The organism is Thalassotalea nanhaiensis (assembly GCF_031583575.1).
GTDB classification, from domain to species: domain Bacteria; phylum Pseudomonadota; class Gammaproteobacteria; order Enterobacterales; family Alteromonadaceae; genus Thalassotalea_A; species Thalassotalea_A nanhaiensis.
In genome coordinates this window covers 3,008,838-3,032,821 of the sequence record NZ_CP134146.1, presented here as the reverse complement: position 1 = coordinate 3,032,821, position 23,984 = coordinate 3,008,838, and the positions used below count along the sequence as shown (strand labels likewise).

At 38.0% G+C, this 23,984-nt stretch carries 19 protein-coding genes and 4 tRNA genes; 16 read left to right on the top strand and 7 right to left on the bottom strand.

What is annotated here, in order from left to right; translation table 11 throughout:
• Nucleotides 1-15: 15 nt before the first annotated feature.
• From RI845_RS13080 to purF, 3 genes are all read left to right on the top strand, one after another.
• Nucleotides 16-672, top strand: a complete 657-nt coding sequence (locus RI845_RS13080; RefSeq protein WP_348386605.1) for an SPOR domain-containing protein — start codon at nt 16-18, stop codon at nt 670-672.
• Between the two features lie 89 nt (nt 673-761).
• Nucleotides 762-1,244 carry a CvpA family protein gene (locus tag RI845_RS13075; protein ID WP_348386604.1) on the top strand — a complete coding sequence of 161 codons (483 nt, stop codon included), beginning with the start codon at nt 762-764 and terminating at the stop codon, nt 1,242-1,244.
• Between the two features lie 27 nt (nt 1,245-1,271).
• Nucleotides 1,272-2,789: an amidophosphoribosyltransferase gene (gene purF / locus RI845_RS13070; RefSeq protein ID WP_348386603.1), complete on the top strand. Its 1,518-nt coding sequence runs from the start codon at nt 1,272-1,274 to the stop codon at nt 2,787-2,789.
• A 174-nt stretch (nt 2,790-2,963) separates the two neighbouring features.
• Here purF and RI845_RS13065 read toward each other — a convergent pair whose 3' ends face one another.
• The 4 genes from RI845_RS13065 to RI845_RS13050 all read right to left on the bottom strand — a co-directional run bounded on the left by RI845_RS13065 (nt 2,964) and on the right by RI845_RS13050 (nt 6,534).
• Nucleotides 2,964-3,563 (bottom strand): Yip1 family protein, encoded by a 600-nt coding sequence (locus RI845_RS13065; protein WP_348386602.1) that lies wholly within the window; start codon nt 3,561-3,563, stop codon nt 2,964-2,966.
• 488 nt (nt 3,564-4,051) lie between these two features.
• Entirely contained in the window at nt 4,052-4,327 is a 276-nt protein-coding gene (locus tag RI845_RS13060; RefSeq protein WP_348386601.1) for a hypothetical protein, read from the bottom strand.
• 126 nt (nt 4,328-4,453) lie between these two features.
• Nucleotides 4,454-5,821, bottom strand: coding sequence for an aldehyde dehydrogenase family protein (locus RI845_RS13055; RefSeq protein WP_348386600.1), 1,368 nt, complete (start codon nt 5,819-5,821; stop codon nt 4,454-4,456).
• A 53-nt stretch (nt 5,822-5,874) separates the two neighbouring features.
• A complete protein-coding gene (locus RI845_RS13050; RefSeq protein WP_348386599.1) occupies nt 5,875-6,534 on the bottom strand; it encodes a TetR/AcrR family transcriptional regulator in 660 nt (219 codons plus the stop codon).
• 183 nt (nt 6,535-6,717) lie between these two features.
• Between RI845_RS13050 and miaE the strand changes: the two genes are divergently transcribed.
• Both miaE and RI845_RS13040 read left to right on the top strand, forming a co-directional pair.
• A complete protein-coding gene (gene miaE, locus RI845_RS13045) occupies nt 6,718-7,473 on the top strand; it encodes a tRNA isopentenyl-2-thiomethyl-A-37 hydroxylase MiaE (protein ID WP_348386598.1) in 756 nt (251 codons plus the stop codon).
• Nucleotides 7,474-7,633: 160 nt separating this feature from the next.
• Entirely contained in the window at nt 7,634-9,499 is a 1,866-nt protein-coding gene (locus RI845_RS13040; protein WP_348386597.1) for a DUF885 domain-containing protein, read from the top strand.
• 122 nt (nt 9,500-9,621) lie between these two features.
• On the opposite strand, the gene lpxH is transcribed toward RI845_RS13040, so the two are convergent.
• Together lpxH and RI845_RS13030 are read right to left on the bottom strand one after the other, a co-directional pair.
• Nucleotides 9,622-10,350, bottom strand: coding sequence for a UDP-2,3-diacylglucosamine diphosphatase (gene lpxH / locus RI845_RS13035; protein ID WP_348386596.1), 729 nt, complete (start codon nt 10,348-10,350; stop codon nt 9,622-9,624).
• On the bottom strand, nt 10,351-10,842 hold the full coding sequence (locus RI845_RS13030; RefSeq protein WP_348386595.1) for a peptidylprolyl isomerase: 492 nt from the start codon (nt 10,840-10,842) through the stop codon (nt 10,351-10,353).
• Between the two features lie 239 nt (nt 10,843-11,081).
• On the opposite strand from RI845_RS13030, the gene cysS reads away from it, so the two are divergent.
• On the top strand, nt 11,082-12,458 hold the full coding sequence (gene cysS / locus RI845_RS13025; protein ID WP_348389544.1) for a cysteine--tRNA ligase: 1,377 nt from the start codon (nt 11,082-11,084) through the stop codon (nt 12,456-12,458).
• Nucleotides 12,459-12,689: 231 nt separating this feature from the next.
• On the opposite strand, the gene folD is transcribed toward cysS, so the two are convergent.
• A complete protein-coding gene (gene folD, locus RI845_RS13020) occupies nt 12,690-13,544 on the bottom strand; it encodes a bifunctional methylenetetrahydrofolate dehydrogenase/methenyltetrahydrofolate cyclohydrolase FolD (RefSeq protein ID WP_348386594.1) in 855 nt (284 codons plus the stop codon).
• A gap of 316 nt (nt 13,545-13,860) precedes the next feature.
• On the opposite strand from folD, the gene RI845_RS13015 reads away from it, so the two are divergent.
• From RI845_RS13015 to RI845_RS12970, 10 genes are all read left to right on the top strand, one after another.
• A tRNA-Pro gene (locus tag RI845_RS13015) sits at nt 13,861-13,937 on the top strand.
• 143 nt (nt 13,938-14,080) lie between these two features.
• A tRNA-Arg gene (locus RI845_RS13010) sits at nt 14,081-14,157 on the top strand.
• A gap of 27 nt (nt 14,158-14,184) precedes the next feature.
• Nucleotides 14,185-14,260, top strand: a tRNA-His gene (locus tag RI845_RS13005).
• A gap of 33 nt (nt 14,261-14,293) precedes the next feature.
• Nucleotides 14,294-14,370, top strand: a tRNA-Pro gene (locus tag RI845_RS13000).
• Nucleotides 14,371-15,143: 773 nt separating this feature from the next.
• Complete coding sequence (gene tig / locus RI845_RS12995; RefSeq protein ID WP_348386593.1) at nt 15,144-16,454, top strand: trigger factor; 1,311 nt, start codon at nt 15,144-15,146, stop codon at nt 16,452-16,454.
• Nucleotides 16,455-16,596: 142 nt separating this feature from the next.
• Entirely contained in the window at nt 16,597-17,184 is a 588-nt protein-coding gene (gene clpP, locus RI845_RS12990; protein ID WP_405054129.1) for an ATP-dependent Clp endopeptidase proteolytic subunit ClpP, read from the top strand.
• A gap of 172 nt (nt 17,185-17,356) precedes the next feature.
• On the top strand, nt 17,357-18,634 hold the full coding sequence (gene clpX, locus RI845_RS12985) for an ATP-dependent protease ATP-binding subunit ClpX (RefSeq protein ID WP_348386591.1): 1,278 nt from the start codon (nt 17,357-17,359) through the stop codon (nt 18,632-18,634).
• Nucleotides 18,635-18,960: 326 nt separating this feature from the next.
• Complete coding sequence (gene lon, locus RI845_RS12980; protein ID WP_348386590.1) at nt 18,961-21,309, top strand: endopeptidase La; 2,349 nt, start codon at nt 18,961-18,963, stop codon at nt 21,307-21,309.
• A gap of 289 nt (nt 21,310-21,598) precedes the next feature.
• On the top strand, nt 21,599-21,871 hold the full coding sequence (locus RI845_RS12975) for an HU family DNA-binding protein (protein WP_348386589.1): 273 nt from the start codon (nt 21,599-21,601) through the stop codon (nt 21,869-21,871).
• A gap of 199 nt (nt 21,872-22,070) precedes the next feature.
• Nucleotides 22,071-23,984 (top strand): SurA N-terminal domain-containing protein, encoded by a 1,914-nt coding sequence (locus RI845_RS12970; protein WP_348386588.1) that lies wholly within the window; start codon nt 22,071-22,073, stop codon nt 23,982-23,984.

Below are 23,984 nucleotides of genomic sequence, written 5' to 3'. Positions count from 1 at the left end.
ATTTAAGGAGCCGTTTTGTCGACGCCGTTTCAAAACCGAATTGTAGGCACTATCATTGTTGCCGCCGCTGCAATTATATTTTTACCAGATGTGTTTGATGGGGAAAAAGAAGCTTATCAGGCACAGTTTGAAGCTGTACCAGAAGGCGCTAAACCTGTTAAGAAAATTGACATAAAGGCATTTCCTAACGAATCTTTTGACACGTTGAACGAAGCTAAGCCTTTAGCAGACGATGTTGCTCTTGACGATAATGACGAGCAAGCAATAACCCATTCAGCCGATGAACTATCTATAAAACCACCAATAAAACAAGCAAGCACACAAGTTGCAGCCAAACCTGCTGAACAACCTAAAACACAAAACACAACAGCCACAACGGATAAACCTAAGGTTATCAGTGTGACTCCGCCTACCGTTAAAAAGACCCAGTCTTATGTAATTCAGCTCGGTAGCTTTAAACATAAGAAAAATGTTGATCAATTGGTTAAAAAATTAAAATCAGCCGGTTACACGGTGTTTACTAAACCGATCAGAACTGCTGCCGGCAATTTAACTAAAGTTTTCATTGGTCCAGAAATTAATAAAGCATCCTTGCAGGCTAAGTTAGTGAAACTTAAACAGTTAAGTGGTGTACAGGGACGAATTGCAGTATTTCAACCAATCGACAAGTAATTTGGTTTGGTAGAAAAGCAATAAATCAGTAGTAACTAAAGCGGTGATTCTGGTAGAATGCGCCGCAACAAAAGTAGGAAAATTTGCATATGATTTGGATCGACTATGCCATCCTAATAATAATAGGCATATCAACACTGATCAGTTTAATCAGAGGCTTTGTTAAAGAAGCCGTGTCGTTAATTGTTTGGGTGTCTGCTTTTTTTGTGGCCAGTAGTTTTTATCAGGACTTGGCGGCATATTTAACAAATATTAACGATCCGATGTTCAGAAATGCAGCGGCTGTCGCAATATTATTTGTAACGACTTTAATTTTAGGGGCACTGATCAATTATTTGATTGGGCAACTAGTAACAAAAACAGGATTGTCTGGAACAGACCGAGTTCTTGGCTTGGCGTTTGGAGCATTAAGAGGGGCGTTAGTTGTTAGTGCCATACTCTTTTTCATGGATGCGTTTACTCCAGCACCGTCGAGCACTTGGTGGCAACAGGCAGTTTTAATTCCTGAATTTAGGGTAGTAATTGAGTGGTTCTTTGATTACATCAAAACTACATCAAGTTTTCTAACTTAATTCAATATTCTTGCGGAGAGAAGATTCATGTGCGGTATTGTTGGCATAGTAGGTACATCACCAGTAAGCCAAGCTCTATATGATGCTTTAACAGTAATTCAACACCGTGGCCAAGATGCCGCTGGTATTGTTACAATTAGTGATAACAAGTTTCGACTAAGAAAAGCGAATGGTTTGGTAAAAGATGTATTTCACACCAGACATATGCTTAGACTTCAAGGTGATATTGGCATAGGGCATGTTCGTTACCCTACAGCAGGAACATCGAGTTCTTCTGAAGCCCAACCATTTTTTTCAAACTCTCCTTACGGCATATCTTTAGCGCATAATGGTAACTTAACCAATGCTGAAGAATTAGCAGATTGGTTATACAATAATGCTCGTCGTCATGTAAATACAACATCTGATTCAGAGCTTTTACTTAATGTTTTTGCTCATGAATTACAAAAATCAGACAGCTTAGATCTGACCCCTGAAGATATTTTTAAAGCGGTAAGCAATGTTCATCGCCATGTTCGCGGTGCATACGCCACGGTCGCTTTAATTGTTGGTCATGGCTTAGTAGCATTTCGTGACCCACATGGCATCCGTCCATTAGCTTTCGGTAAGCGTGAAACTGAACAGGGCACTGAATACATGGTTGCATCAGAGTCAGTAGCACTAGATGCCTGTGATTTTGAGTTTATTCGTGATGTAGCCCCTGGTGAAGCTATTTTCATTACTGAAGATGGCCAGTTATTTAGCCAGCAGTGTGCGCAAAACCCTGCATACAACCCTTGTATCTTTGAATTTGTATACTTTGCACGTCCTGATTCAACAATGGATAAAATGTCTGTTTACGGCTCTCGTGTTGAAATGGGTACCGCATTAGGTAAGAAGATTTCTCGTGAATGGGAAGATGATCAAATAGATGTGGTTATTCCAATTCCAGAAACCTCATGTGATATTGCATTACAAATAGCTCATGAATTAGATATTCCTTACCGACAGGGTTTTGTAAAAAACCGTTACGTTGGTCGTACGTTTATCATGCCAGGTCAAGCTGAGCGTAAAAAATCAGTTAAACGTAAATTGAATGCTATTGCAGCGGAATTTAAAGGTAAAAACGTTTTACTGGTTGATGATTCAATTGTACGTGGTACCACGTCAGAGCAGATCATTGAAATGGCACGTAATGCTGGCGCAAAGAAAGTTTACTTTGCTTCTGCTGCGCCTGAAGTACGTTTCCCTAACGTATATGGCATTGATATGCCAAGCGCGAACGAGTTGATTGCTCACGGCCGTGAAAATGATGACATTTGTGAGTTAATTGGTGCTGATAAACTGATTTTCCAAGATTTAGAAGATTTGATCAGTGCTGTTGGTAAAGGTAACAAAGACATTAAAGAATTTGAAACATCAGTATTTAATGGCCATTACATAACTAAAGATATTGATCATGATTACCTTGAGCAACTTGATGCTCTGCGTAATAACGACAATAAAGAAGGCTCAGACAAAGAAGCTGATTCTATTTTAGATATGCATAATGAAGGTGCTGAGTAGTTTCTAATACGTAGCTTCGCTACTTCGAATACGCTACTACGTAACTTCGAATACGCTGCGCTTCGATAGCTACTTCGTAATTCGAAGTGCAACGTATTCGGAATGAAATGTATTCGTTACTCAAAGAAAAAAGGCGCAAAATGCGCCTTTTTTGTTGAATGCTCTGAGTTAAACTTAACCCATAAACTCTGGTCCAAAACCTAAAGTCCAAAACATTGCTGTTACGACTAAGATAGACACTAGCAGCACTAATCCTACCGTTACTACCGAGCTTGCATAGATAAAACCTTTCTCTTCAGGGATATGCATCATAATTGGCACACCTGAATAAAGTAGGTAAACAGAATAAGCTATTGCTAGCATACCTGCTAGGGCCACAAACCATAACACCGGGTACAAGGCGGCTAAGCCAACCATTAATACCGGAGTAGCGGCATAAGCAGCTAATTCTAATGATTGTGTAAAGTTTGGTGTAGCATCAAAGGTATGAGCCATCCATTGGATTAAATAGGCGAGAAGAAAAACCCCTGCAATAATAGCTGCATACATACCGCTAGCTAATATTAATGCACTGGATTCGGTTATTTTAACTGGATCGCCTGCGCCAATACTCCAACCAATATGTGCTGCGGCATAATAACCACAAATTGATGGAATTAATGCAACAAGCAGAACATGAGTTAAGCCATAGAGCATACTTTCATGCTTAGTATCAATGTCGTTCCATTCTTCTTTTGGATGGGTATATAAGCCCCAAATGTGATTTAATATCATTTATAACTTCCTCTTTCACTATCCCCATATCCAAGAAAATATAATTGTTTGTATATTTCTTGAACAACTACTGAGCAGATGCGATTTATTTATTTTGTTATTTTTTTAATCTGCTTATATAAGTTATGTAGTATGTTGAACAATTCGTCAAGACTTGTTTGATAAACAACCAAAAAAAAAGCAATTTTAGGAAAAAAACTCTGTTTTAGACGTCCTGAATTCATTTCAGGATCTTTTTGTGAGTTTTGCAATGGTAGTGTAGTTTCAAAAAACTACTTCGTAATTCGAAATGGAATGTATTCGAGATCTACTTAGTAATTCGAAATGAAATGTATTCGTGATTCGTTAAAAAAATAGTTTCGAATATGCGTTGCTCCGGATACGTAGCTGCGCTACTTCTAATACGCTTTGCTTCGATTGCTACCTCTTAATTCGAAGTGAAACGTATTCGGAATGGAATGTATTCGAGATTCGTTCCTTAAGTAAAGTTAATTTTGCTTTAATCGCACAACTTTCATTGTTTCAAATTCTAAACCTGCAATGATATTCACTTCACGGTAATAGGTAAGGTTTACTTGTGTGCCTTTTAGTGATTTATATGGCTGCTTGCGTTTGTATTTAAATGGCACGTCTACGCCTTCAAGCATTAAGGTGTTTATGTACCAATCATCTTCTTTTCGCTGCACATGAGAGAGGACTTTTAAGCCTTCGCTATGAATTAAATCTTCATGATTTGCCAATAGTTTTTTTACATCTTTGCTCATTGATATTCTACTAACTGATCTTTGGAGAATTAATTATAGCAAAGGCAAGTTAACGTGTTGCGATAACTTGCCTTTAATAGGGGATAGTAACTGAATTGATCCTGAAATAAATTCAGGACAATTAAATCATCTAATTTTACGCAGTAATTTAAACTTGAAATCAGTGTAAGGCGCGAATCGAACCGGGAGATCTTTTAAAAATGGACGTTTCAGTATTGATTTTAAATGGCTGAAGTTATCAAAGCCACTTTTGCCACTATATCGTCCCATACCACTAGAGCCTGTACCACCAAATGGTAATTCAGGTACAGCATTAAACATTATTACGTCATTAATACACTGACTTCCTGCGCTAATAGTGTTGATCCAATCCTGTTGTTGGTTTTTATCTTTAGTGAAAATATAAGCCGCTAACGGTTTATCTCTTTTGATCACCAATTCCTTGGCAGAAAGATAATTATCAACAGTGATAATTGGAAATATAGGCCCAAAGATTTCTTCCGTCATTAGTTTTGAGTCTAATTCAGGGTTAACTACAATTGTTGGTTCAAAATATTGCTGTTCAGCATCAAAATTACCGCCTTGTACTACTTCACCACTATCTAGATAAGTTGAAAGCCTTTCAGTATGGCGCTTGTTTACAATGCGTCCATAGCTGTTACTTGTTGCAGGATCTTGAGAGAACATCTCGTTGATTTGATGCTGTAATGCTTTTACTAATGGCTCAACCATCTCTTTAGTAGTTAGGACATAATCTGGCGCAATACAAGTTTGTCCTGCATTCATCCATTTGCCCCAAGCTAAGCGTTGTGCAGCTATATTTATATCAGTGCTTTTATCTAAATAAACAGGGCTTTTTCCACCAAGCTCTAATGTTACAGGAGTCAAATGTTTTGCCGCAGCTGCCATTACAATGCGACCAACAGCACCGTTACCTGTATACATAATATGATCAAAAGGGAGCTCTAATAGCGCCGTAGTTTCTGGAATAGCTCCTTCAACGACAGAGAATGCATTATTATCTAAATATTGAGGTATTAATTTAGCAAGAACAGCTGAAACCGCAGGAGCTAAGTCTGAAGGCTTAATAACCGCACAATTTCCTGCGGAAATTACTGCCACTAATGGTGCCATAACAAGTTGTACCGGGTAATTCCATGCGCCCATTATTAACACTGAACCTAATGGCTCTGGTTGAATAAATGACTTACCTGGCATTACCACAAGTGGAGTTCTAACCTTACGAGGTTTAGCCCATTTACGTAAATGCTTTATAACATGATCTACATCACCTGTAATATATGATAGTTCGGTGATCCATGCCTCTTGAGCAGGTTTATTTAGGTCACTTTTAAGCGCATCTAACAGCGCTGTTTCGTTTTCAATTACAAGTTGTTTAACTTGTTTTAACTGCTGAATTCGCCAGTTAATATCTCTGGTTGCATTGCTATTGAAAAATTCTTTTTGTTGTTCGAATAAGTTTTTAAAATCCAAAACGGTACCTTTACGCTCTCAAAGCTTTGTTATTATTTATTAATGGTGCTTATTTACTGACGTTTCAAGCCCATTATCCAGCTAATTTGACGTTTTATAAGTTTATGTAACTCTTCTGAATTAACTTCATCCTTAGGCGTACCTAAGTATTTATATTGGAGCCGAGTAATTGCGATTAGCATTAATTCACCATCTATTTCAGGGTCTACTTTATTAAAAAAAGAGGCAAATCGGGTAAATGGAATTAATAGGGCGTTTATGTGCTCTTTAGCTAGGTCTTTTAACTCTTCAGAATAAAGCATCTCAGTAAAAAACACTTGTTCAACGGCCAGTGTAGTGCGGTTATTAATGATATTTCGATACATATGATCAGCGGCAATTTGGCTAAGTTCTTTGCAGATAGCCTCTTTAACTGAAATTTTTCGTAAAGTAACAGCATCAAAACTTTTTAGTAGTGTAAATACTTGGTGCCATTCATCTTGGGTAGAGTTAAGAATAATATCTGAACTTAAGGTTATCGCTTCTCTAACCAGTTCTTTTATGTCTTTAAAATAATAAGTGGTCAAAGAAAGTTGCGTGTTTGCTTTAGCGGCTACAGCTCTATGCGTTGTGCCTTTAATACCGTACTCTGCAATGATTTCAATTGCCGCGTGTAATATCTTTAAGCGGGTTTTCTCACCCTTAGATCTTCTATTTACTTGTGCTGTTGACATATGACCCTAGCTTTTGTTATTGCTTTGTGTGGGGAAAAAAGCTCAATGAAAATTAAGTCATTAACTTAAATGCTACAGTCCAAATAAGCAACTTTTTTGTTAATATTATTATTTCAATAATTTTACTGGTTTTTCTAATACGCCGTTATGGTAAACTGCGCAAAAACTCAATAGAGACTTAGCATGTACTCAACGCTATTAGCACCAATACACTCTTTTTTACAATGTGAAACACCTAATGCGTGGATAGAAAAAGCGAAGCAGCCTGAACATTTGCAGCTTCTATTAACGGACCATTTAATTTGTGAATTAAAAGCCGCACAAACGGCTATGTGGTTAATACGAAAGTATGCTGTCGACCAAGAAAGCGGCGCAGCATTATTAGCTTGGCTTGCCCCTTTTGAGCAATTCATCTATAAAAAGACTGGCAGTTTAGCGGAACTTGCTAAGGCCAATAAGTTGTCCAAAACTATCGTTTCTAAGAGTAACTCTAATTACAGCCAAGATTTAATTGATAAAATGGTGTTGTTAATCAAAGAAGAGATCCATCATTTTTATCAAGTGCTTGAGATTATGACTGATCGTAACATCCCTTATGAAAACATTAGTGCAGGGCGCTACGCAAAAGGCATGATGAAGCATGTTAAAACCCATGAACCAGAAACATTAATTGATAAGTTAATTTGTGGGGCCTATATTGAAGCGCGTTCGTGTGAACGATTTGCCAAGCTTGCACCACATTTAGATGATGAGTTGAATAAGTTTTATGTGTCTTTACTTCGTTCAGAAGCTCGTCACTACCAAGATTACCTTGCGTTAGCTGAACAAGTTGCTGGAAAAGACATCTCTGAGAGAGTGAAGTTTTTTGGTGAAGTAGAAGCTAAATTAATTGCCTCAGAAGATGAAGATTTTAAATTTCATAGTGGCTTACCGATATAATTATTTTTATCTATAACTAGCAAGTAAGTATAAGTTGTAAATAAATTGTTACGTATTATTTGAGCGTAGCTGTTGCTTTATCTTATAACCTGTCTATTATTTTTAGGTATTTTTGCCATTTTGGCATTCAGAATAATAAAAATAGTAGGGAAGTTAACCAATGCAAAAAATTATTCCATTACTTGGCATCACCGTTTTATTAGGTGCATGCCAACCTGCCGCTGATTCAGTTGAAGCAAAAAAGCCAACCACTGAAACAAGTGTGGCTCAAACAGAACAGAGTCCACAAACTGAAACCGAGCGATTAAACGAATGGTTTGCAGCTAAACACGAAGCTCAATTACAAATGAGTCCAATTTGGATGACCTTTCTAGGTCGTAAAGAAATGTATGACCAAATTGATGACATGAGTGAAGCTGAAGAAAAGCGCCAATTGCAATGGCAAGCTGATAATGTGGCAGAGCTTAAAAAGAATTTTGATTACAATTTACTAACCGATGAAGCAAAGCTTTCTTACGACATATGGGTTTATCAATATGAACGTGACGCTGAAGGCGAGCAATTTAGAGAAAACGGTTATGTGTTCACTCAGATGCAGGGTATTCAAGCATTTGCTGCGCAGTTTTTAATTAGCTTTCACAAGGTTGATACCGAAGAAGACATGCATGCATACAACAAACGTATTGCCGGTATTTCTACTGCGATAAACACTCTACTGGAAAGAGCACAGAAAAGAGCGGAAAAGGGCGTTAGGCCACCAAGATTCGCTTACGAAGGGGTTATTGAGCAAGCACAAAATTTAATTACCGGTGCGCCTTTTGATAAACAGAACCAAGATTCGGCACTTTGGGCTGATGCTAACCGCAAAGTAAATGCGTTATTAGAAGCTAAAACTATAGAGCAAGCGACGGCTGACAAGTTATTAGCGGATAGCAAACAAGCGTTAATGAACAACTTCTTGCCAAGTTACCAGGCATTAGTTGCTTGGTTTAAAGAAGATATCAGTAATACTGATGAAATCGCGACAGGTGTTGGCAAACAACCAAATGGTGAAGCATTTTATAACTTCCGTTTAAAAACCAATACCACTACTTCACTAACCGCAGACGAAATTCACCAAATTGGTTTATCTGAAGTTGCACGCTTAACATCTGAAATGGAAGCAATTAAAACCAAAGTTGGTTTCGAGGGCAGCTTACAAGAGTTTTTCAAACATGTAGATAAAGGTGAGCAGTTCTATTATCCAAATACCGATGAAGGTAGACAAGGTTACATTACCGATACCGAAACTTACCTGGCATTTATTAATGAGCAATTACCTAAGTATTTCGGCATCTTACCGAAAGCCGATCTTGTGGTTAAACGTGTAGAAGCATTTAGAGAACAAGATGGCGCAGCGCAACATTATAATGCTGGTACACCAGATGGCTCTCGTCCTGGTGTTTATTACGCGCATTTGTCAGATATGAGTGCCATGCCTAAAAATGAAATGGAAGCCATTGCTTATCATGAAGGTAATCCTGGCCATCATATGCAAATATCAATCGCCCAAGAGTTAACTTCTGTTCCTGAATTTAGAACTCAAGCAGGATTTACCGCTTACAGCGAAGGTTGGGGCTTGTACTCTGAGTTACTCGCCAAAGAAATGGGTGCTTATCAAGATGATTATTCGGACTTTGGCCGTTTAGTTACCGAAATATGGCGAGCAGTACGTTTAGTTGTAGATACAGGTTTGCACTCTAAAGGTTGGACTGAAGATGAAGCAGTTGCTTATTTTAAATCTAAAACGCCAGTACCTGAAGAAGCAGTAGTATCAGAAGTACGCCGTTACATTGTTTGGCCTGGTCAAGCTACGGCTTATAAAATTGGTATGCTGAAAATTTTAGAGCTTAGAAAAAATGCTAAGACTGCACTTGGTGACAAGTTTGATATTCGCGGATTCCATGACACTATTCTAGGTGGCGGTGCAATGCCACTAGACCTACTAGAGCGTCGCGTGAACACTTGGGTAGCAAGTCAAAAGTGATATAGCAGTTCAGTTCATGTCCGGCTAGTTCGGGAGCTTGAATAATAAGTTGAAATAAAAGAGCGGCAATAGCCGCTCTTTTTTATTGAAACAATTATTGAGGGATGTTTAAGTTTTCTGTGTTATTTAAACGAGGAGTTCAACAACTCAAATCCATCTTCGGTTACTTTTAAGTATGAGCCTTGTTCGTACCAGTCACCCAATACTATGCGCTTTGCAGCTTTACCATTAGCATCGAGTTGATGTACATTTGGACGGTGCGTATGACCGTGGATCATTAATTGTGAATCAAACTCTTCCAAGGTTTTAACCACTTCAGTTGGGGTAACATCCATGATCTCTTGCGGCTTATGATTCTCTGCCCGCAGTGCAACCTTGGCTCGATAGTTTCGCGCCATTTTTTTACGTGTAGATAACGGCAAACATCGCACTATGGTTTGCCACCACCAAGAGCGGGATTTTTTTCTAAACTTCATATATTCAAGATCATTAGTACAAAGCGAATCGCCATGCATAATCACCGTTTTTTTACCGTATAAATCGATAACTTGAATATCTGGCAATAAGGTCATTCCGGCTTTATTCGCGTATTTTTTACCAAGTAAGAAATCCCGATTGCCAACAATGAAAAACAGCTCTGTGCCTTTTTCGCTTAAGGTTTTTAATTGCCTAGCAATGTTTAAGACAAATTCATCGTCATCATCATCGCCAACCCAAAACTCAAAAAAGTCGCCTAGAATATAAAGCTTTTCAGCTTTTGGTGCCTCATTACGCAAAAAACTCAGGAAGCAATCGGTTATATCCTCTCGCTCCTGAGTTAGATGTAAATCAGCAATAAAGTAAGTGAGCAATTATGCTACCTCAACAGACTCTATTGTAATGTCTTCTAATGGTACATCGTCGTGGTAACCATTACGACCAGTTGCAGCTAATGTCATTTTATCAACAACATCCATACCTTCAACAACATTAGCGAATACACAGTATCCCCAACCTTGTACTGATTCGTTTTTAAAATCTAAGAATGTGTTATCAACTAAGTTAATAAAAAATTGTGCAGAGGCTGAATGAGGATCTTGAGTACGAGCCATAGCTAATGAGCCGCGAGTGTTGCTTAAGCCATTGTTTGCTTCATTATCGATAGCACCACGAGTTGTTTTTTCGCTCATGCCAGATTCAAAACCACCGCCTTGCGCCATAAAGCCTTTAATTACACGGTGAAAAATAGTGCCATTGTAAAAACCGTCTTCACAGTATTGCTTAAAGTTTGCAGCTGTTTTAGGTGCATTATCAAAGTCTAATTCGATTTTAATATCGCCTAAATTTGTTTTAAAAGTGATCATCTCTTGTTTCCTATGTTAGTTGCCATTCGGCATTTATGGGATGAATTGTAACCTAGTGAGATATTCTGTAAAGACCAAAAGAATGAAGAACCGACAAACTTGTGTTAAAAATGAGAAATATCGGATAAAAAATGAATATATCAGTGCTTTTAGCGCTGAGTTTCTAGTTTATAGTTTTTAGTTCGGGTACAATTGCGCGAAATTAAGATTTAACTTTTAGCGCATAAATGAGAGAAGCAATGTTACAGATATACAATACGTTAACCCGTAAAAAGGAAGAGTTTAAACCAATTAATCCTGGAAAAGTGGGTATGTATGTTTGTGGTATTACTATTTATGACCATTGTCATATTGGCCATGCTCGCACTTACGTAGCGTTTGATGTAATTGCCAGATACATTCGACATCTCGGTTATGATTTAACTCATGTTAGAAATATTACTGACGTTGACGATAAAATCATTAAACGAGCTGCGGAAAATAATGAAACTTGTCAAAGTTTAACTGAGCGTATGACAGCAGACATGTATGCTGATTTGGATGCATTAAATGTTGCGCGCCCAGATATTGATCCAAAAGTTACTACACACATGCCTGAAATCATTGAGATGATTGAACGTATTATTGCTAACAAGCACGCATACGTTGCTTCGAATGGCGATGTTATGTTTGATGTGCTGTCTTATAAAGACTATGGCAAGTTGAGTATGCAAAACCTTGAAATGCTGCAAGCTGGTTCGAGAGTCGATGTTGATGACGCCAAAAATAATCCAATGGATTTTGTATTATGGAAAATGGCAAAACCAGGAGAGCCATCTTGGGAATCTCCTTGGGGAGAAGGTCGACCAGGCTGGCATATTGAGTGTTCAGCAATGAACTCAAAGCATTTAGGCGATCATTTTGATATACATGGTGGTGGCAGTGATTTGCAATTCCCACATCATGAAAATGAAATAGCGCAATCATGTTGTGCTTCAAATACCACGTATGTAAATTACTGGATGCATGGTGGAATGGTACAAGTTGATAAAGTTAAAATGTCTAAATCATTAAATAACTTTTTTACTTTGCGTAGTGTTTTAGAGACTTACGATGCTGAATCGGTTCGTTACTTTTTAGTATCTAGCCAATATCGCAGTCAGTTAAACTATTCGCAAGAAAACCTAACGCAAGCGCGAGCGTCACTTGAGCGTATTTATACCTCTTTACGTGGTGTTGCACCGGTTGAAGTTGAACTAGCTGGCAATGAGTATGTTGAGCGCTTTGAAAAAGCGATGAACGATGACTTTAATACGCCAGAAGCACTGCCGGTTATTTTCGAGTTAGCAAAAGAAGTGAACCGCTTAAAAACTGATGAACCAGCGAAAGCAGGGGAGTTGGCATTTATTTTAATAAAACTTGGTGCAATTATCGGTATCGCTCAAACAGAGCCTGAAGAGTTCTTTAAAGCGGGTAGCGACGATGACGCCGAGTTAATTGAGCAATTAATTGTGCAACGAAATACAGCACGCGCCAATAAAGATTGGGCAATGGCTGATGATGCTCGTGACAAGTTAAAAGCGATGAACGTGATCTTAGAAGATAGCGCTGGAAAAACTACTTGGCGTAAAGGCTAGTTTGAACGTTCCGTAACCGTTGTAATTATCCATTAAACTAATATAAAAAAGGCTTCAATATTGAAGCCTTTTTTATTATCGTTTCTAGTTTCTAGTTTCTAGTTTCTAGTTTCTAGTTTCTAGTTTCTAGTTTCTAGTTTCTAGTTTCTAGTTTCTAGTTTCTAGTTTCTAGTTTCTAGTTTCTAGTTTCTAGTTTCTAGTTTCTAGTTTCTAGTTTCTAGTTTCTAGTTTCTAACTATGGAAGTCTTCGCAAGCGATAAGAGTATTCTCAATTAGGCTTGCAACAGTCATAGGGCCAACACCACCTGGTACAGGGGTAATAAATGCAGCTTTATCTTTAGCAACATTAAACTCTACATCACCAACCAACTTGCCAGATTCTAAACGGTTAATACCAACATCGATCACTATTGCACCTTCTTTTATCCAGTCGCCTGGAATAAACTCAGGTTTGCCTACTGCAACTACCACTAAATCAGCTTGGCGAATACGAGCTTCTAAGTTTTTAGTAAACCTATGCGTAGTAGTTGTTGTACAACCCGCAAGTAATAACTCTAAGGTCATTGGACGACCAACAATATTTGATGCGCCAACAACAACAGCTTCTAAACCGTGCGGTTTAACGCCCGTTGATTCAATTAAGGTCATAATACCTTTAGGAGTACAAGGACGAAGGCCCGGTTGACGCAAGCATAACTTACCTACATTGGCCGGGTGAAAACCATCTACATCTTTATCTGGATGAATATGTTCAATAATTAAATTAGCATCTAGTCCTTCAGGTAAAGGTAGCTGTACCAAAATACCGTCAATTTCTTGATCATTGTTTAGTTCATCAATTAAATTATATAAGTCTTCTTGTGTTGCTGTTGCGGGTAAGTCGAACGATTTCGAAATAAAACCAACTTCTTCACAAGCACGGCGCTTGCTACCAACATAAACTTCTGATGCAGGATCGCTACCAACGAGTACAACGGCTAAACCTGGAGCTCTTTTTCCTTCAGATATACGTTTTTGTACTTTCTCTTTTACCGAGAGTCTAATTTGTTTGGCAATTTCTTTACCGTCAATAAGCTGTGCTGTCATTGTGTTTGAATGTAGTTGTGAAAAATTGGCGCTATTTTCGCATAAAACTAGGCATCCTGATAGTAAATTGACGAGCAATGTACTAATTTTAGGGGATTGTTTTACTGAGCTTAATATAAGGCCGAATGTTTTCTAGTTTCTACTAGTAAATCAGCTTTGTTTTTGTGCGTTTTTGTTAAAATCTGTCGGTTTTTGCACAAAATGGCGTAAAAACAACCGAACAAACATTTTTTTATAAAAAGTGTTTGACGCCATACGGTCAGCTAGGTAATATGCGCATCCGTTAACGCAGTGATGTGTTGGCAAGAAAATATATCGGTGATTAGCGCAGCTTGGTAGCGCACTTGGTTTGGGTCCAAGGGGTCGCAAGTTCGAATCTTGCATCACCGACCACTTTTCTTTGGTGGTTTCAAAATGTTTTAAGTTAATCAAGAACCGCAAGTTCGATTCTTGACGAGTTTTTACATTAACGACCACTTATCTAACTTATTAATTTGAAAAAGTTTTAAATTAATATACCCTGTAAAGATTGTTTTGCGCCCTTAGCTCAGCTGGATAGAGCAACGCCCTTCTAAGGCGTGGGTCAAAGGTTCAAATCCTTTAGGGCGTGCCATTTCCAAATGGCAAAAGTAATACAGTGGTGGCTATAGCTCAGTTGGTAGAGCCCCGGATTGTGATTCCGGTTGTCGTGGGTTCAAATCCCATTAGCCACCCCATTTCTTCTCCCTAGAAGAATGAAGTATAAATATCGGTGATTAGCGCAGCTTGGTAGCGCACTTGGTTTGGGTCCAAGGGGTCGCAAGTTCGAATCTTGCATCACCGACCACTTCTTTATCTCTCCCAATGCTCAAAATCGTATTAATACTCTAAACATCAAATATTCGAACTTGCGAAGCAAGTTTTAAAATTTTGTCTGGAACAAAATTTCACGCACTTGTGCGCCCGAAGGGGAAAATACAGGACGTATTTTATACATCTTGCATCACCGACCACTTCTTTTTCAGTAATTAAACTCCTTTTATATTCAAGTTCAAAAGCAACGTTTGGGTACTGTTAACTTTAGTATCGAATTACGAATACATTTCATTTCGAATCTCGAAGCAGCAATCGAAGCAGGGCGTATTCGAAGCAAAGCGTATTCGAAATTAAAGCAGTTCAGTTACAAAATAATTTAATTTTCTACTTTTTACTGTTGTTTTTTGATTCTAAGCCCATATATAAACGCTTAGCGTGACGTATCGCTATGCTAAGTCGTTGTTAGTAAAAAGAACAATAACTTCACTAATTGTGTGCTTCACAGGCCGTTGTTTGCTGAAAATCAGCTTAAAATTTGGTTGTATTTACATTGAAGCGCATTAGTTACTAACTCAGCTATTTACACCTGCGGTTAGCATAGCTATAATTCCGCGTCACATTTTAATCGAGTCTATGTTGTATAGACGATAGAACATCTTTTTTACGAAAGGTTATTGATTAATCTTTCGACTCATCAATCATTATAAGAATGGCTGATGAACAGGCAGTAAGCGCATTGTTTGCTGGTAAATATATAGAGATGCATTAATAGGCGTTATAAACGTCAGAATTTGAGGTACAAAAATGCAAGTTTCAGTTGAAACTACTCAAGGCTTAGAACGTAAAGTATCAATTTCTGTTCCTGCCGAGACAGTAGATGTAGAAGTAAAAAACCGTTTGCGTCAAATCGCAAAAACACAAAAAATCAACGGTTTCCGTCCTGGTAAAGTGCCACCTTCTGTAATCCAGAAGCGTTACGGCAAATCAGTACGTCAAGAAGTTGCTGGTGAATTAATGCAACGTCACTTCGTAGAAGCAATCGTAGCTGAAAAATTAAACCCTGCTGGTCGTCCTGCATTCGTAGCTAAGAGCAACGAAGAAGGTAAAGAGTTAGAGTTTGATGCAACATTTGAAATCTACCCTGAAGTAGAACTTGCTGGTTTAGAAACAATTAAAGTTGAAAAGCCTGCTGTTGAAGTAACTGAAGCAGATCTTGATGAAATGTTTGTTACTTTACAAAACCAACACAAAACTTGGAAAGAAAACAAGCGTAAAACTAAAAAGGGCGACAAGCTTACTTTAGATTTTAACGGTCGTGTTGATGGCGAAGAATTTGAAGGCGGTAAAGCCGAAGCTTTCGAACTTGAATTAGGCGCTGGTCGCATGATCCCAGGTTTCGAAAAAGAAATTACTGGTATGAAAGTTGGCGAAGAGAAAACAATCAACGTTACTTTCCCAGAAGATTACCATGCTGAAAACCTAAAAGGTAAAGAAGCTGAGTTTGATATCGTAATTCACAAAACTGAAGGCCCAGTGCTTCCAAAAATTGATGAAGAGTTTGCGAAATTATTCGGTGTAGAAGAAGGTGGTATTGAAGCCCTTCGCGCTGAAGTTCAAAAGAACATGGAACGTGAATTAACGCAAGCTGTAAAAGCAAAAGTTAAAGAGCAAGTACTTGAAGGTTTAGTTTCTGCAAACGAAATTGACACGCCAAAAGCATTAGTTACTCAAGAAGTTGATGTGTTACGTCAACAAGCTATGCAAAAGTTTGGTGGTCAAATGGACCCTAAGAACATGCCACAACTTCCAGCTGAAATGTTCCAAGAACAAGCTGAACGTCGTGTTAAAGTTGGTTTATTACTAGGTGAAGTAATTAAAACTAACGAATTAAAAGTTAATGATGACAAGGTTAAAGAATTAATCGAGTCAGCTGCATCAGCTTACGAAGATCCAAAAGAAGTTGTAGATTACTACATGGGCAACCAAGAACTTCTTCAACAAATGCAACACGTAGCTTTAGAAGAGCAAGCGGTTGAATTGATCTTAGAAAAAGCTGCTGTTAAAAATAAAAAAACAGCTTTCAAAGACATCATGAACCCACAAGCTAACGCATAGTAGTTATTTACGTGGTTTAATTGTCTTTTGCATTGACATTGTCTCTTGCAATAGCTTAAATGGCTTATATGTATTTCATATAAGCCATTTTTATTTTTTTAAGGATATTTTTTTGTTTAATTCCAATAATAATTCAACACCAATCGAAAATGCATTAGTACCTATGGTTGTTGAGCAAACACCTAAGGGTGAACGTTCGTACGATATATATTCTCGTTTATTAAAAGAACGTGTTATTTTTCTTTGCGGCCAAGTTGAAGAACATATGGCTAACCTTATTGTCGCGCAAATGTTGTTCCTTGAGTCAGAAAGCCCTGAGAAAGATATATTCTTATACATCAATTCGCCAGGTGGTTCGGTAACTGCAGGTATGGCTATATATGATACAATGCAGTTCATTAAGCCAAATGTTAGTACTGTATGTATGGGACAAGCGGCAAGTATGGGCGCATTTTTATTAACAGCTGGTGAAAAGGGCAAGCGTTTTTGTTTACCGAATGCACGAGTGATGATTCATCAGCCTTTAGGTGGCTTCCAAGGTCAGGCATCTGATTTTGAAATTCATGCTAAAGAGATCCTGTCTATTAAAGAGAAGCTTAATCGTTTAATGTCAGATCATACCGGTCAAAAATATGACAAGGTAGCAAAAGATACTGACAGAGATAATTTCTTAAGTGCTCAAGAAGCCGTTGATTATGGTTTAGTTGACTCCATATTAACTAAGAGATAGTCAGTAATTGAATTAATACTCCAATAATTTGGAGGTTATAATATGTTCACATTGTTAAAATTGTAATTTGTGAACATACTTAACAATGAAACTAGAATTTTTTGTCCCTGCAAAGGGCGCTATCAATAACGAATGTATTGATAGGTTATGTTTAGATTGAGGTGAAAACCGTATGACCGACGAGATCAAAGGTAGCGGTGATAACGAAAAGTTATTGTATTGTTCTTTTTGTGGCAAAAGCCAACATGAAGTAAGAAAGCTTATTGCTGGGCCTTCAGTATTTGTTTGTGATGAATGTGTAGAACTGTGCAACGACATTATTCGTGAAGAAATTAAAGATATTTCTCCTAAAACAGAGTCAGATAAATTACCAACTCCGCAAGAGATCAGAGCAAATCTTGATGATTATGTTATTGGTCAGTCACATGCTAAAAAAGTATTATCTGTAGCGGTTTATAATCACTATAAGCGGTTACGAAATGGCGATAGCCATAATGGTGTTGAATTAGGTAAGTCTAACATCTTATTAATTGGTCCAACGGGTTCTGGTAAAACATTACTTGCTGAAACACTAGCTCGTATGCTGGATGTACCGTTTACCATGGCCGATGCAACAACATTAACTGAAGCTGGTTATGTTGGTGAAGACGTTGAAAACATTATTCAAAAGCTTTTACAAAAATGTGAGTACGATGTTGAGAAAGCTCAACGTGGTATTGTATACATTGATGAAATCGACAAAATTTCACGTAAGTCAGATAACCCATCAATCACCCGCGACGTGTCAGGTGAAGGTGTTCAACAAGCATTATTAAAACTTGTTGAAGGTACTATTGCTGCAGTTCCACCACAAGGTGGTCGCAAGCATCCACAACAAGAGTTTTTACAAGTCGATACTTCTAAGATCTTGTTTATTTGTGGTGGTGCATTTGCCGGTTTAGATAAAGTTGTTGAGCAACGTTTAATCACAGGCACAGGCATTGGATTTGGCGCTAAAGTTAAAGACAGTGATTCTAAAAAAACATTAACGGAAAGCTTTCAAAACGTTGAACCTGAAGATTTAGTTAAATATGGTTTAATTCCTGAGTTTATCGGACGTTTACCTGTTGTTGCTACATTAACAGAACTTGATGAACATGCTTTAATTCAAATCTTGCAAGAACCTAAAAATGCCCTAACTAAGCAATTTACTGCATTGTTTGATATGGAAGGTGTTGAGCTAGAGTTTAGAGAAGATGCACTTAAAGCTATCGCTAATAAAGCAATGGTTCGTAAAACCGGTGCTCGTGGTCTTCGCTCAATCGTTGAAGGTGTATTACTTGATACAATGTATGACTTACCATCGTTAGTTGATGCAAGTAAAGTTGTCGTTGATGAAACCGTGATTAAAGGTGAAACAAAACCAATCATCATGTTTGAAGCGCCTGAAGAAAAACAAGCGAACGAGTAAAACATAAAAGTTTTAGCTATCATAAAAACCAGTCCTTAGTGACTGGTTTTTTTATGTTCAAGTAACGAATCACGAATACATTTCATTCCGAATTACGAAGTAGCAATCGAAGCGTCAGCGGATTCGAAGCAAAGCGTATTCGAAGTAAAACGTATTCGAACTAATGACTATTTTCAATTTTTTAGTTTTAGTTATTGAATCCTTTAACCCTATCCCCATATACTCTAATAGAAAGTTAAAAAACTGCCTACTATTTTATCCCTAGAACAAAAACAATAGAGAAAGATAAGTTAGGTGAAAACATCACATTTCCAAGAGAATTTCCCATGACTATAGAGCATTCAGGACAAATAGAAACCCCGGTATTAGCCTTACGTGATGTCGTTGTCTATCCACAAATGGTTATTCCATTATTTGTAGGCCGTGAAAAATCAATTCGTTGTTTAGACCGTGCAATGGAAAATGACAAAAGAGTTTTCCTAGTAGCGCAAAAAGATGCCAGTGTTGATGACCCTCAAGCTGAAGATTTATTTCAAATTGGTACTGTTGCCACGATCTTACAAATGCTTAAATTACCTGACGGTACGGTGAAAGTACTCGTTGAAGGTATGCAGCGTGGCAATATTAAAGAATTCACAGAAACAGAAGAGTACTTCATTGCCGATGTAGACTTTTTAGAAGCTGAACAAAGCGATATCGATAATCATGAAGTATTGGTGCGCAGCGCAGTTTCGCAGTTTGAAGGGTACGTAAAACTAAATAAAAAAATCCCTCCAGAAGTGTTAACGTCTGTTTCTGGTATTGATAGTGCAGAGCAACTTGCTGACACTATGGCAGCTCATATGCCGCTTAAATTACAAGACAAACAACACGTTCTCGAAATTATTAATGTTGGCGAACGCTTAGAGTATTTAATGGGACTTATGGAAGGTGAAATAGACCTTTTACAAGTTGAAAAGAAAATACGTGGCCGCGTTAAAAAACAAATGGAAAAAAGCCAGCGCGAGTATTACTTGAATGAGCAAATGAAAGCCATTCAAAAAGAACTCGGCGATATGGATGATGTGCCAGATGAAGCTGAGCAATTAGCGAAAAAAATCGATGAAGCACAAATGCCTAAAGAAGCTAAAGAAAAGACTTTGGCTGAGCTGCAAAAACTGAAAATGATGTCACCGATGTCTGCTGAAGCTACGGTAGTTCGCAGTTATATTGACTGGATGATTTCTGTACCTTGGAAAAAGCGCAGTAAGTTAAAGCGTAATCTTAAGCTGGCAGAAGATGTATTAAATAAAGATCACTACGGCTTAGAAGAAGTAAAAGAACGTATTCTTGAATATCTAGCCGTGCAACAACGTGTGACCCAGCTTAAAGGTCCTATATTATGTCTTGTTGGCCCTCCTGGGGTTGGTAAAACGTCTTTAGGTCAATCAATTGCTAAATCTACTGGCCGTAAATATGTACGTATGGCATTAGGTGGCGTAAGAGATGAAGCTGAAATTCGCGGGCATCGTCGTACTTATATTGGTTCGATGCCAGGTAAGTTGATTCAGAAAATGGCGAAAGCTGAGGTTAAAAATCCATTATTTCTTTTAGATGAAATAGATAAAATGGCCTCTGATATGCGCGGTGATCCGGCATCTGCATTACTTGAGGTTTTAGATCCAGAGCAAAATAACAACTTCAACGACCACTACCTGGAAGTTGATTATGACTTATCTGATGTTATGTTTGTTGCCACATCAAATAGTATGAACATACCTGGCCCGTTATTAGATCGTATGGAAGTAATTCGTTTATCAGGTTATACCGAAGATGAAAAACTTAATATTGCTCGCAATCATTTGTTAACAAAACAGATCAAACGCAATGGTTTAAAAGATGTTGAAATCGACATTGAAGATAGCGCCATTATTGGCATTATTCGCTACTACACTCGCGAAGCCGGTGTACGTAGTTTAGAACGAGAAATTTCAAAGTTATGTCGCAAAGCAGTGAAAAAAATCTTGCTTAATAAAGACATTAAAAAAGTAGTAATTAATCAAGAAAACCTCGAAGAGTTCCTAGGTGTACAACGTTGTGACTACGGTAAAGCTGAAGATGAAAATCGTATTGGCCAAGTAACAGGTCTTGCCTGGACTGAAGTTGGCGGTGAACTATTAACGATTGAAGCAGCGTCTGTTCCTGGTAAAGGAAAATTACAGTTTACCGGTTCACTTGGTGAAGTTATGCAGGAGTCGATTCAAGCAGCCATGACGGTTGTTAGAAGTAGAACTGAAGGCTTAAGAATTAACGCTGACTTTAATGAAAAACGTGATATTCATGTACATGTACCTGAAGGTGCAACACCTAAAGATGGACCAAGTGCCGGTATTGGAATGTGTACAGCATTAGTGTCCAGCTTAACTGGTAATCCGGTTAAAGCCGATGTTGCTATGACAGGTGAAATTACCTTACGTGGTGAAGTTTTAGCTATCGGTGGTTTAAAAGAGAAACTATTAGCTGCACATCGAGGTGGTATTAAAACGGTAATTATTCCAAAAGATAATGAGCGTGATTTAAAAGATATCCCAGACAACGTTAAAGCTGATTTAGCAATACATCCAGTAAAATGGATTGATGATGTACTCGATCTTGCTTTAGCTGAGTCCCCTGATAAGTGGTCTGTTGCCAGTTAAATTCGCTGACTGGTACGATATTGTTTGAAAAGTGAACGTTTTTACATGAAAAGTTGGTAAAACTGTAAATTAAGGCTTTTCAAACAATTTATCTGTGTTAATCTGATTATCGAATTAAGGTTTAGCCTGCTCTACAGGATAGTCGCAGCAAGGTACAGACCGATATTAATTGATTTTAATATAAACAATATTTTTAATAGCTGGAGCTTGCAGTAGCTAAAAATGCCTGATATAAAATGTCCGAGTATTTTTTAAGTTCCAAATAATAACAATTAAAGGGGAAGACAAAATGAACAAGTCTCAATTAATCGAAAAAATCGCAGCTGGTGCTGACATTTCTAAAGCTGCGGCTGGCCGTGCTTTAGATTCTTTTATCGATGCCGTTTCAGATGAACTAAAAGCTGGTGAGCAAGTTGCTCTAGTTGGCTTTGGTACATTCTCAGTTCGTGACCGTGCAGCTCGTCAAGGCCGTAACCCACAAACTGGTGCTACAATTGAAATTGCAGCAGCTAAAATTCCAGCGTTTAAAGCCGGTAAAGCGCTTAAAGACGCTGTAAACTAAAATTAAATTTTAGTTTACTTACCGTAGCCATTCATGGCTCGGGAGAATAAGCACATATTTGTGCAAAATAAGCTGACTTGAGTCGGCTTTTTTTATACCAAAAATAAATCCACTTTTTGTATATTAATACTTCAAGCTCGCTGACGGGTTTGCTACAATCGTGAATTGAATTTTTTTGCCCGATGTTAAAGAGACACACATGTTAGAAAGAATAAGAGAAGGCTCTTCAGGAATTACAGCCAAAGTTATTTTAGGTTTAGTAATTGCAACATTTGTATTTGCCGGTGTTGGTAGTTATACCAATTCTGTAGATACATCAGCAGCCACAGTAAATGGTGAAAAAATAAGCCAACAAAAATTTGACCAAGCTTATCAAAATCAACGTAATCGTATGGAACAACAATACGGTGAAATGTTTGCACAGTTAGCTGGTAACGATATGTACATGCAATCTATGCGTAGTAATGTACTAGAGAACTTGATTAACGAAGAACTACTTGATCAAAACGCTCGTGAATTAAATATTCGCATTAGTGATCAGCAAATAAAAGAAGCTATCTATTCAATGCAAGAGTTTCAAGTTGATGGTGTATTTAATAACGATCGCTACTTGATGGTAATTAACCAAGCTGGTTTTTACCAACCGTCTGCATTTAGAGATTACTTACGTGTAGATATGGCTCGTCGCCAATTAATGCAAAGTATTATGGCAACTGAGTTCAGCATGCCATACCAACAAGATTTGACTGTTAAATTAACAAATCAAACTCGTAACATTCGCTATGCAACAATTACTGCAGAACAGTTTAAAGCAACTGTTGAAGTAACTGATGAAGAAATTGATCAGTATTATCAAGAAAACCAAGCTCGTTTTGCTACTCAGGAACAAGTAAAAGTTGAATACATTAGTCTTGATATTGCTAATATCAAAAAGGACGTAGTTGTTGAAGACAGTGAAGTTCAGGCTTATTACGATGATAACCTTTCTTCTTTCTCTACAACAGAGCGTCGTCGTGCTTCACATATTCTAATTGAATTTGGCGACGATGAAGAAGCTGCTGAGCAACAAGCTGGCGACATTTTAGCTAAAGTGAATGCGGGTGAAAATTTTGCTGCACTTGCCAAGGAATTTTCTGCTGATACATTCTCTGGTGAGAATGGCGGTGATTTAGATTGGTTCGAACAAGGCGCTATGGATGTTGAATTTGATAAAGCAGTTTTTGCATTAACGAAAGAAAATAACCTTAGTGACGTTGTTAAATCTGATTTTGGTTTTCACATCATTAAATTAACTGACATTGAAGAGGTTTCTACAGAAGCTTTTGCTGATGTTAAAGCCGACATTTTAACGCAAATTACTACGGATAAAGCGTTGGAAGTTTATTACGACTTACAGACTCAAATGGCTGAAGTTGCTTTTGAATCTCCTGACTCTCTTGAAGAAGCTGCAAGCGTAATCAATGCTGATATTAAAACCAGTAACTGGTTAACTCGTGGTAATAATGCTGCGCCATTTGATAATAGTGATATCGTTGAAGTTGCTTTTTCAGATGTTGTACTACTTGATCAAATGAACTCAGATGTTGTTGAAGTAGCAGCAGATGAGCTTGCAATGGTTGTTCGTGTTAGCGAACATAAAGATGCAACAACGAAACCGTTAGCTGAAGTGTCTGAGCAAATCAAGGTTCAACTTGTTAACAACAAAGCGAGCGAAGCGGCTCAACAAGCAAGCGAAGCAATACTAACTAAAGTATTAGCGAGCGAAGACGTTACTGCAGACCTTGCAGCTACTGGTTCTAGCTTTGTTGCAGCTGATAATATCACTCGTAATGGCGCAGAAGTAAGCAGCAATATTACCAAGCAAGCGTTTACTTTAGCTCACCCGGTTGAAGGTCAAGTATCGGCAGCAAGCACGTTAATGCTTTCAGGTGATTATGCTGTTGTTGAATTAGTAAGTGTTACTGAAGGCGTTGCAGGTGATGCGGATGCGAATATTGCACAACAACAAGCAATGACAGTATCACAAGCTGTGTTTGAAGGTTATATTGCTAACCTTAAAGCAAATGCAGAGATCACACGTAACTTACCAACAAACTCTTCACCGTTACTTTAA

Bases quoted from the DNA above. Each gene is read 5' to 3' on its own strand.
- RI845_RS13075 (WP_348386604.1), top strand. From the start codon at position 762: ATGATTTGGATCGACTATGCCATCCTAATAATAATAGGCATATCAACA.
- purF (WP_348386603.1), top strand. From the start codon at position 1,272: ATGTGCGGTATTGTTGGCATAGTAGGTACATCACCAGTAAGCCAAGCT.
- RI845_RS13065 (WP_348386602.1), bottom strand. From the start codon at position 3,563: ATGATATTAAATCACATTTGGGGCTTATATACCCATCCAAAAGAAGAA.
- RI845_RS13060 (WP_348386601.1), bottom strand. From the start codon at position 4,327: ATGAGCAAAGATGTAAAAAAACTATTGGCAAATCATGAAGATTTAATT.
- RI845_RS13050 (WP_348386599.1), bottom strand. From the start codon at position 6,534: ATGTCAACAGCACAAGTAAATAGAAGATCTAAGGGTGAGAAAACCCGC.
- miaE (WP_348386598.1), top strand. From the start codon at position 6,718: ATGTACTCAACGCTATTAGCACCAATACACTCTTTTTTACAATGTGAA.
- RI845_RS13040 (WP_348386597.1), top strand. From the start codon at position 7,634: ATGCAAAAAATTATTCCATTACTTGGCATCACCGTTTTATTAGGTGCA.
- RI845_RS13030 (WP_348386595.1), bottom strand. From the start codon at position 10,842: ATGATCACTTTTAAAACAAATTTAGGCGATATTAAAATCGAATTAGAC.
- cysS (WP_348389544.1), top strand. From the start codon at position 11,082: ATGTTACAGATATACAATACGTTAACCCGTAAAAAGGAAGAGTTTAAA.
- folD (WP_348386594.1), bottom strand. From the start codon at position 13,544: ATGACAGCACAGCTTATTGACGGTAAAGAAATTGCCAAACAAATTAGA.
- tig (WP_348386593.1), top strand. From the start codon at position 15,144: ATGCAAGTTTCAGTTGAAACTACTCAAGGCTTAGAACGTAAAGTATCA.
- clpX (WP_348386591.1), top strand. From the start codon at position 17,357: ATGACCGACGAGATCAAAGGTAGCGGTGATAACGAAAAGTTATTGTAT.
- lon (WP_348386590.1), top strand. From the start codon at position 18,961: ATGACTATAGAGCATTCAGGACAAATAGAAACCCCGGTATTAGCCTTA.
- RI845_RS12975 (WP_348386589.1), top strand. From the start codon at position 21,599: ATGAACAAGTCTCAATTAATCGAAAAAATCGCAGCTGGTGCTGACATT.
- RI845_RS12970 (WP_348386588.1), top strand. From the start codon at position 22,071: ATGTTAGAAAGAATAAGAGAAGGCTCTTCAGGAATTACAGCCAAAGTT.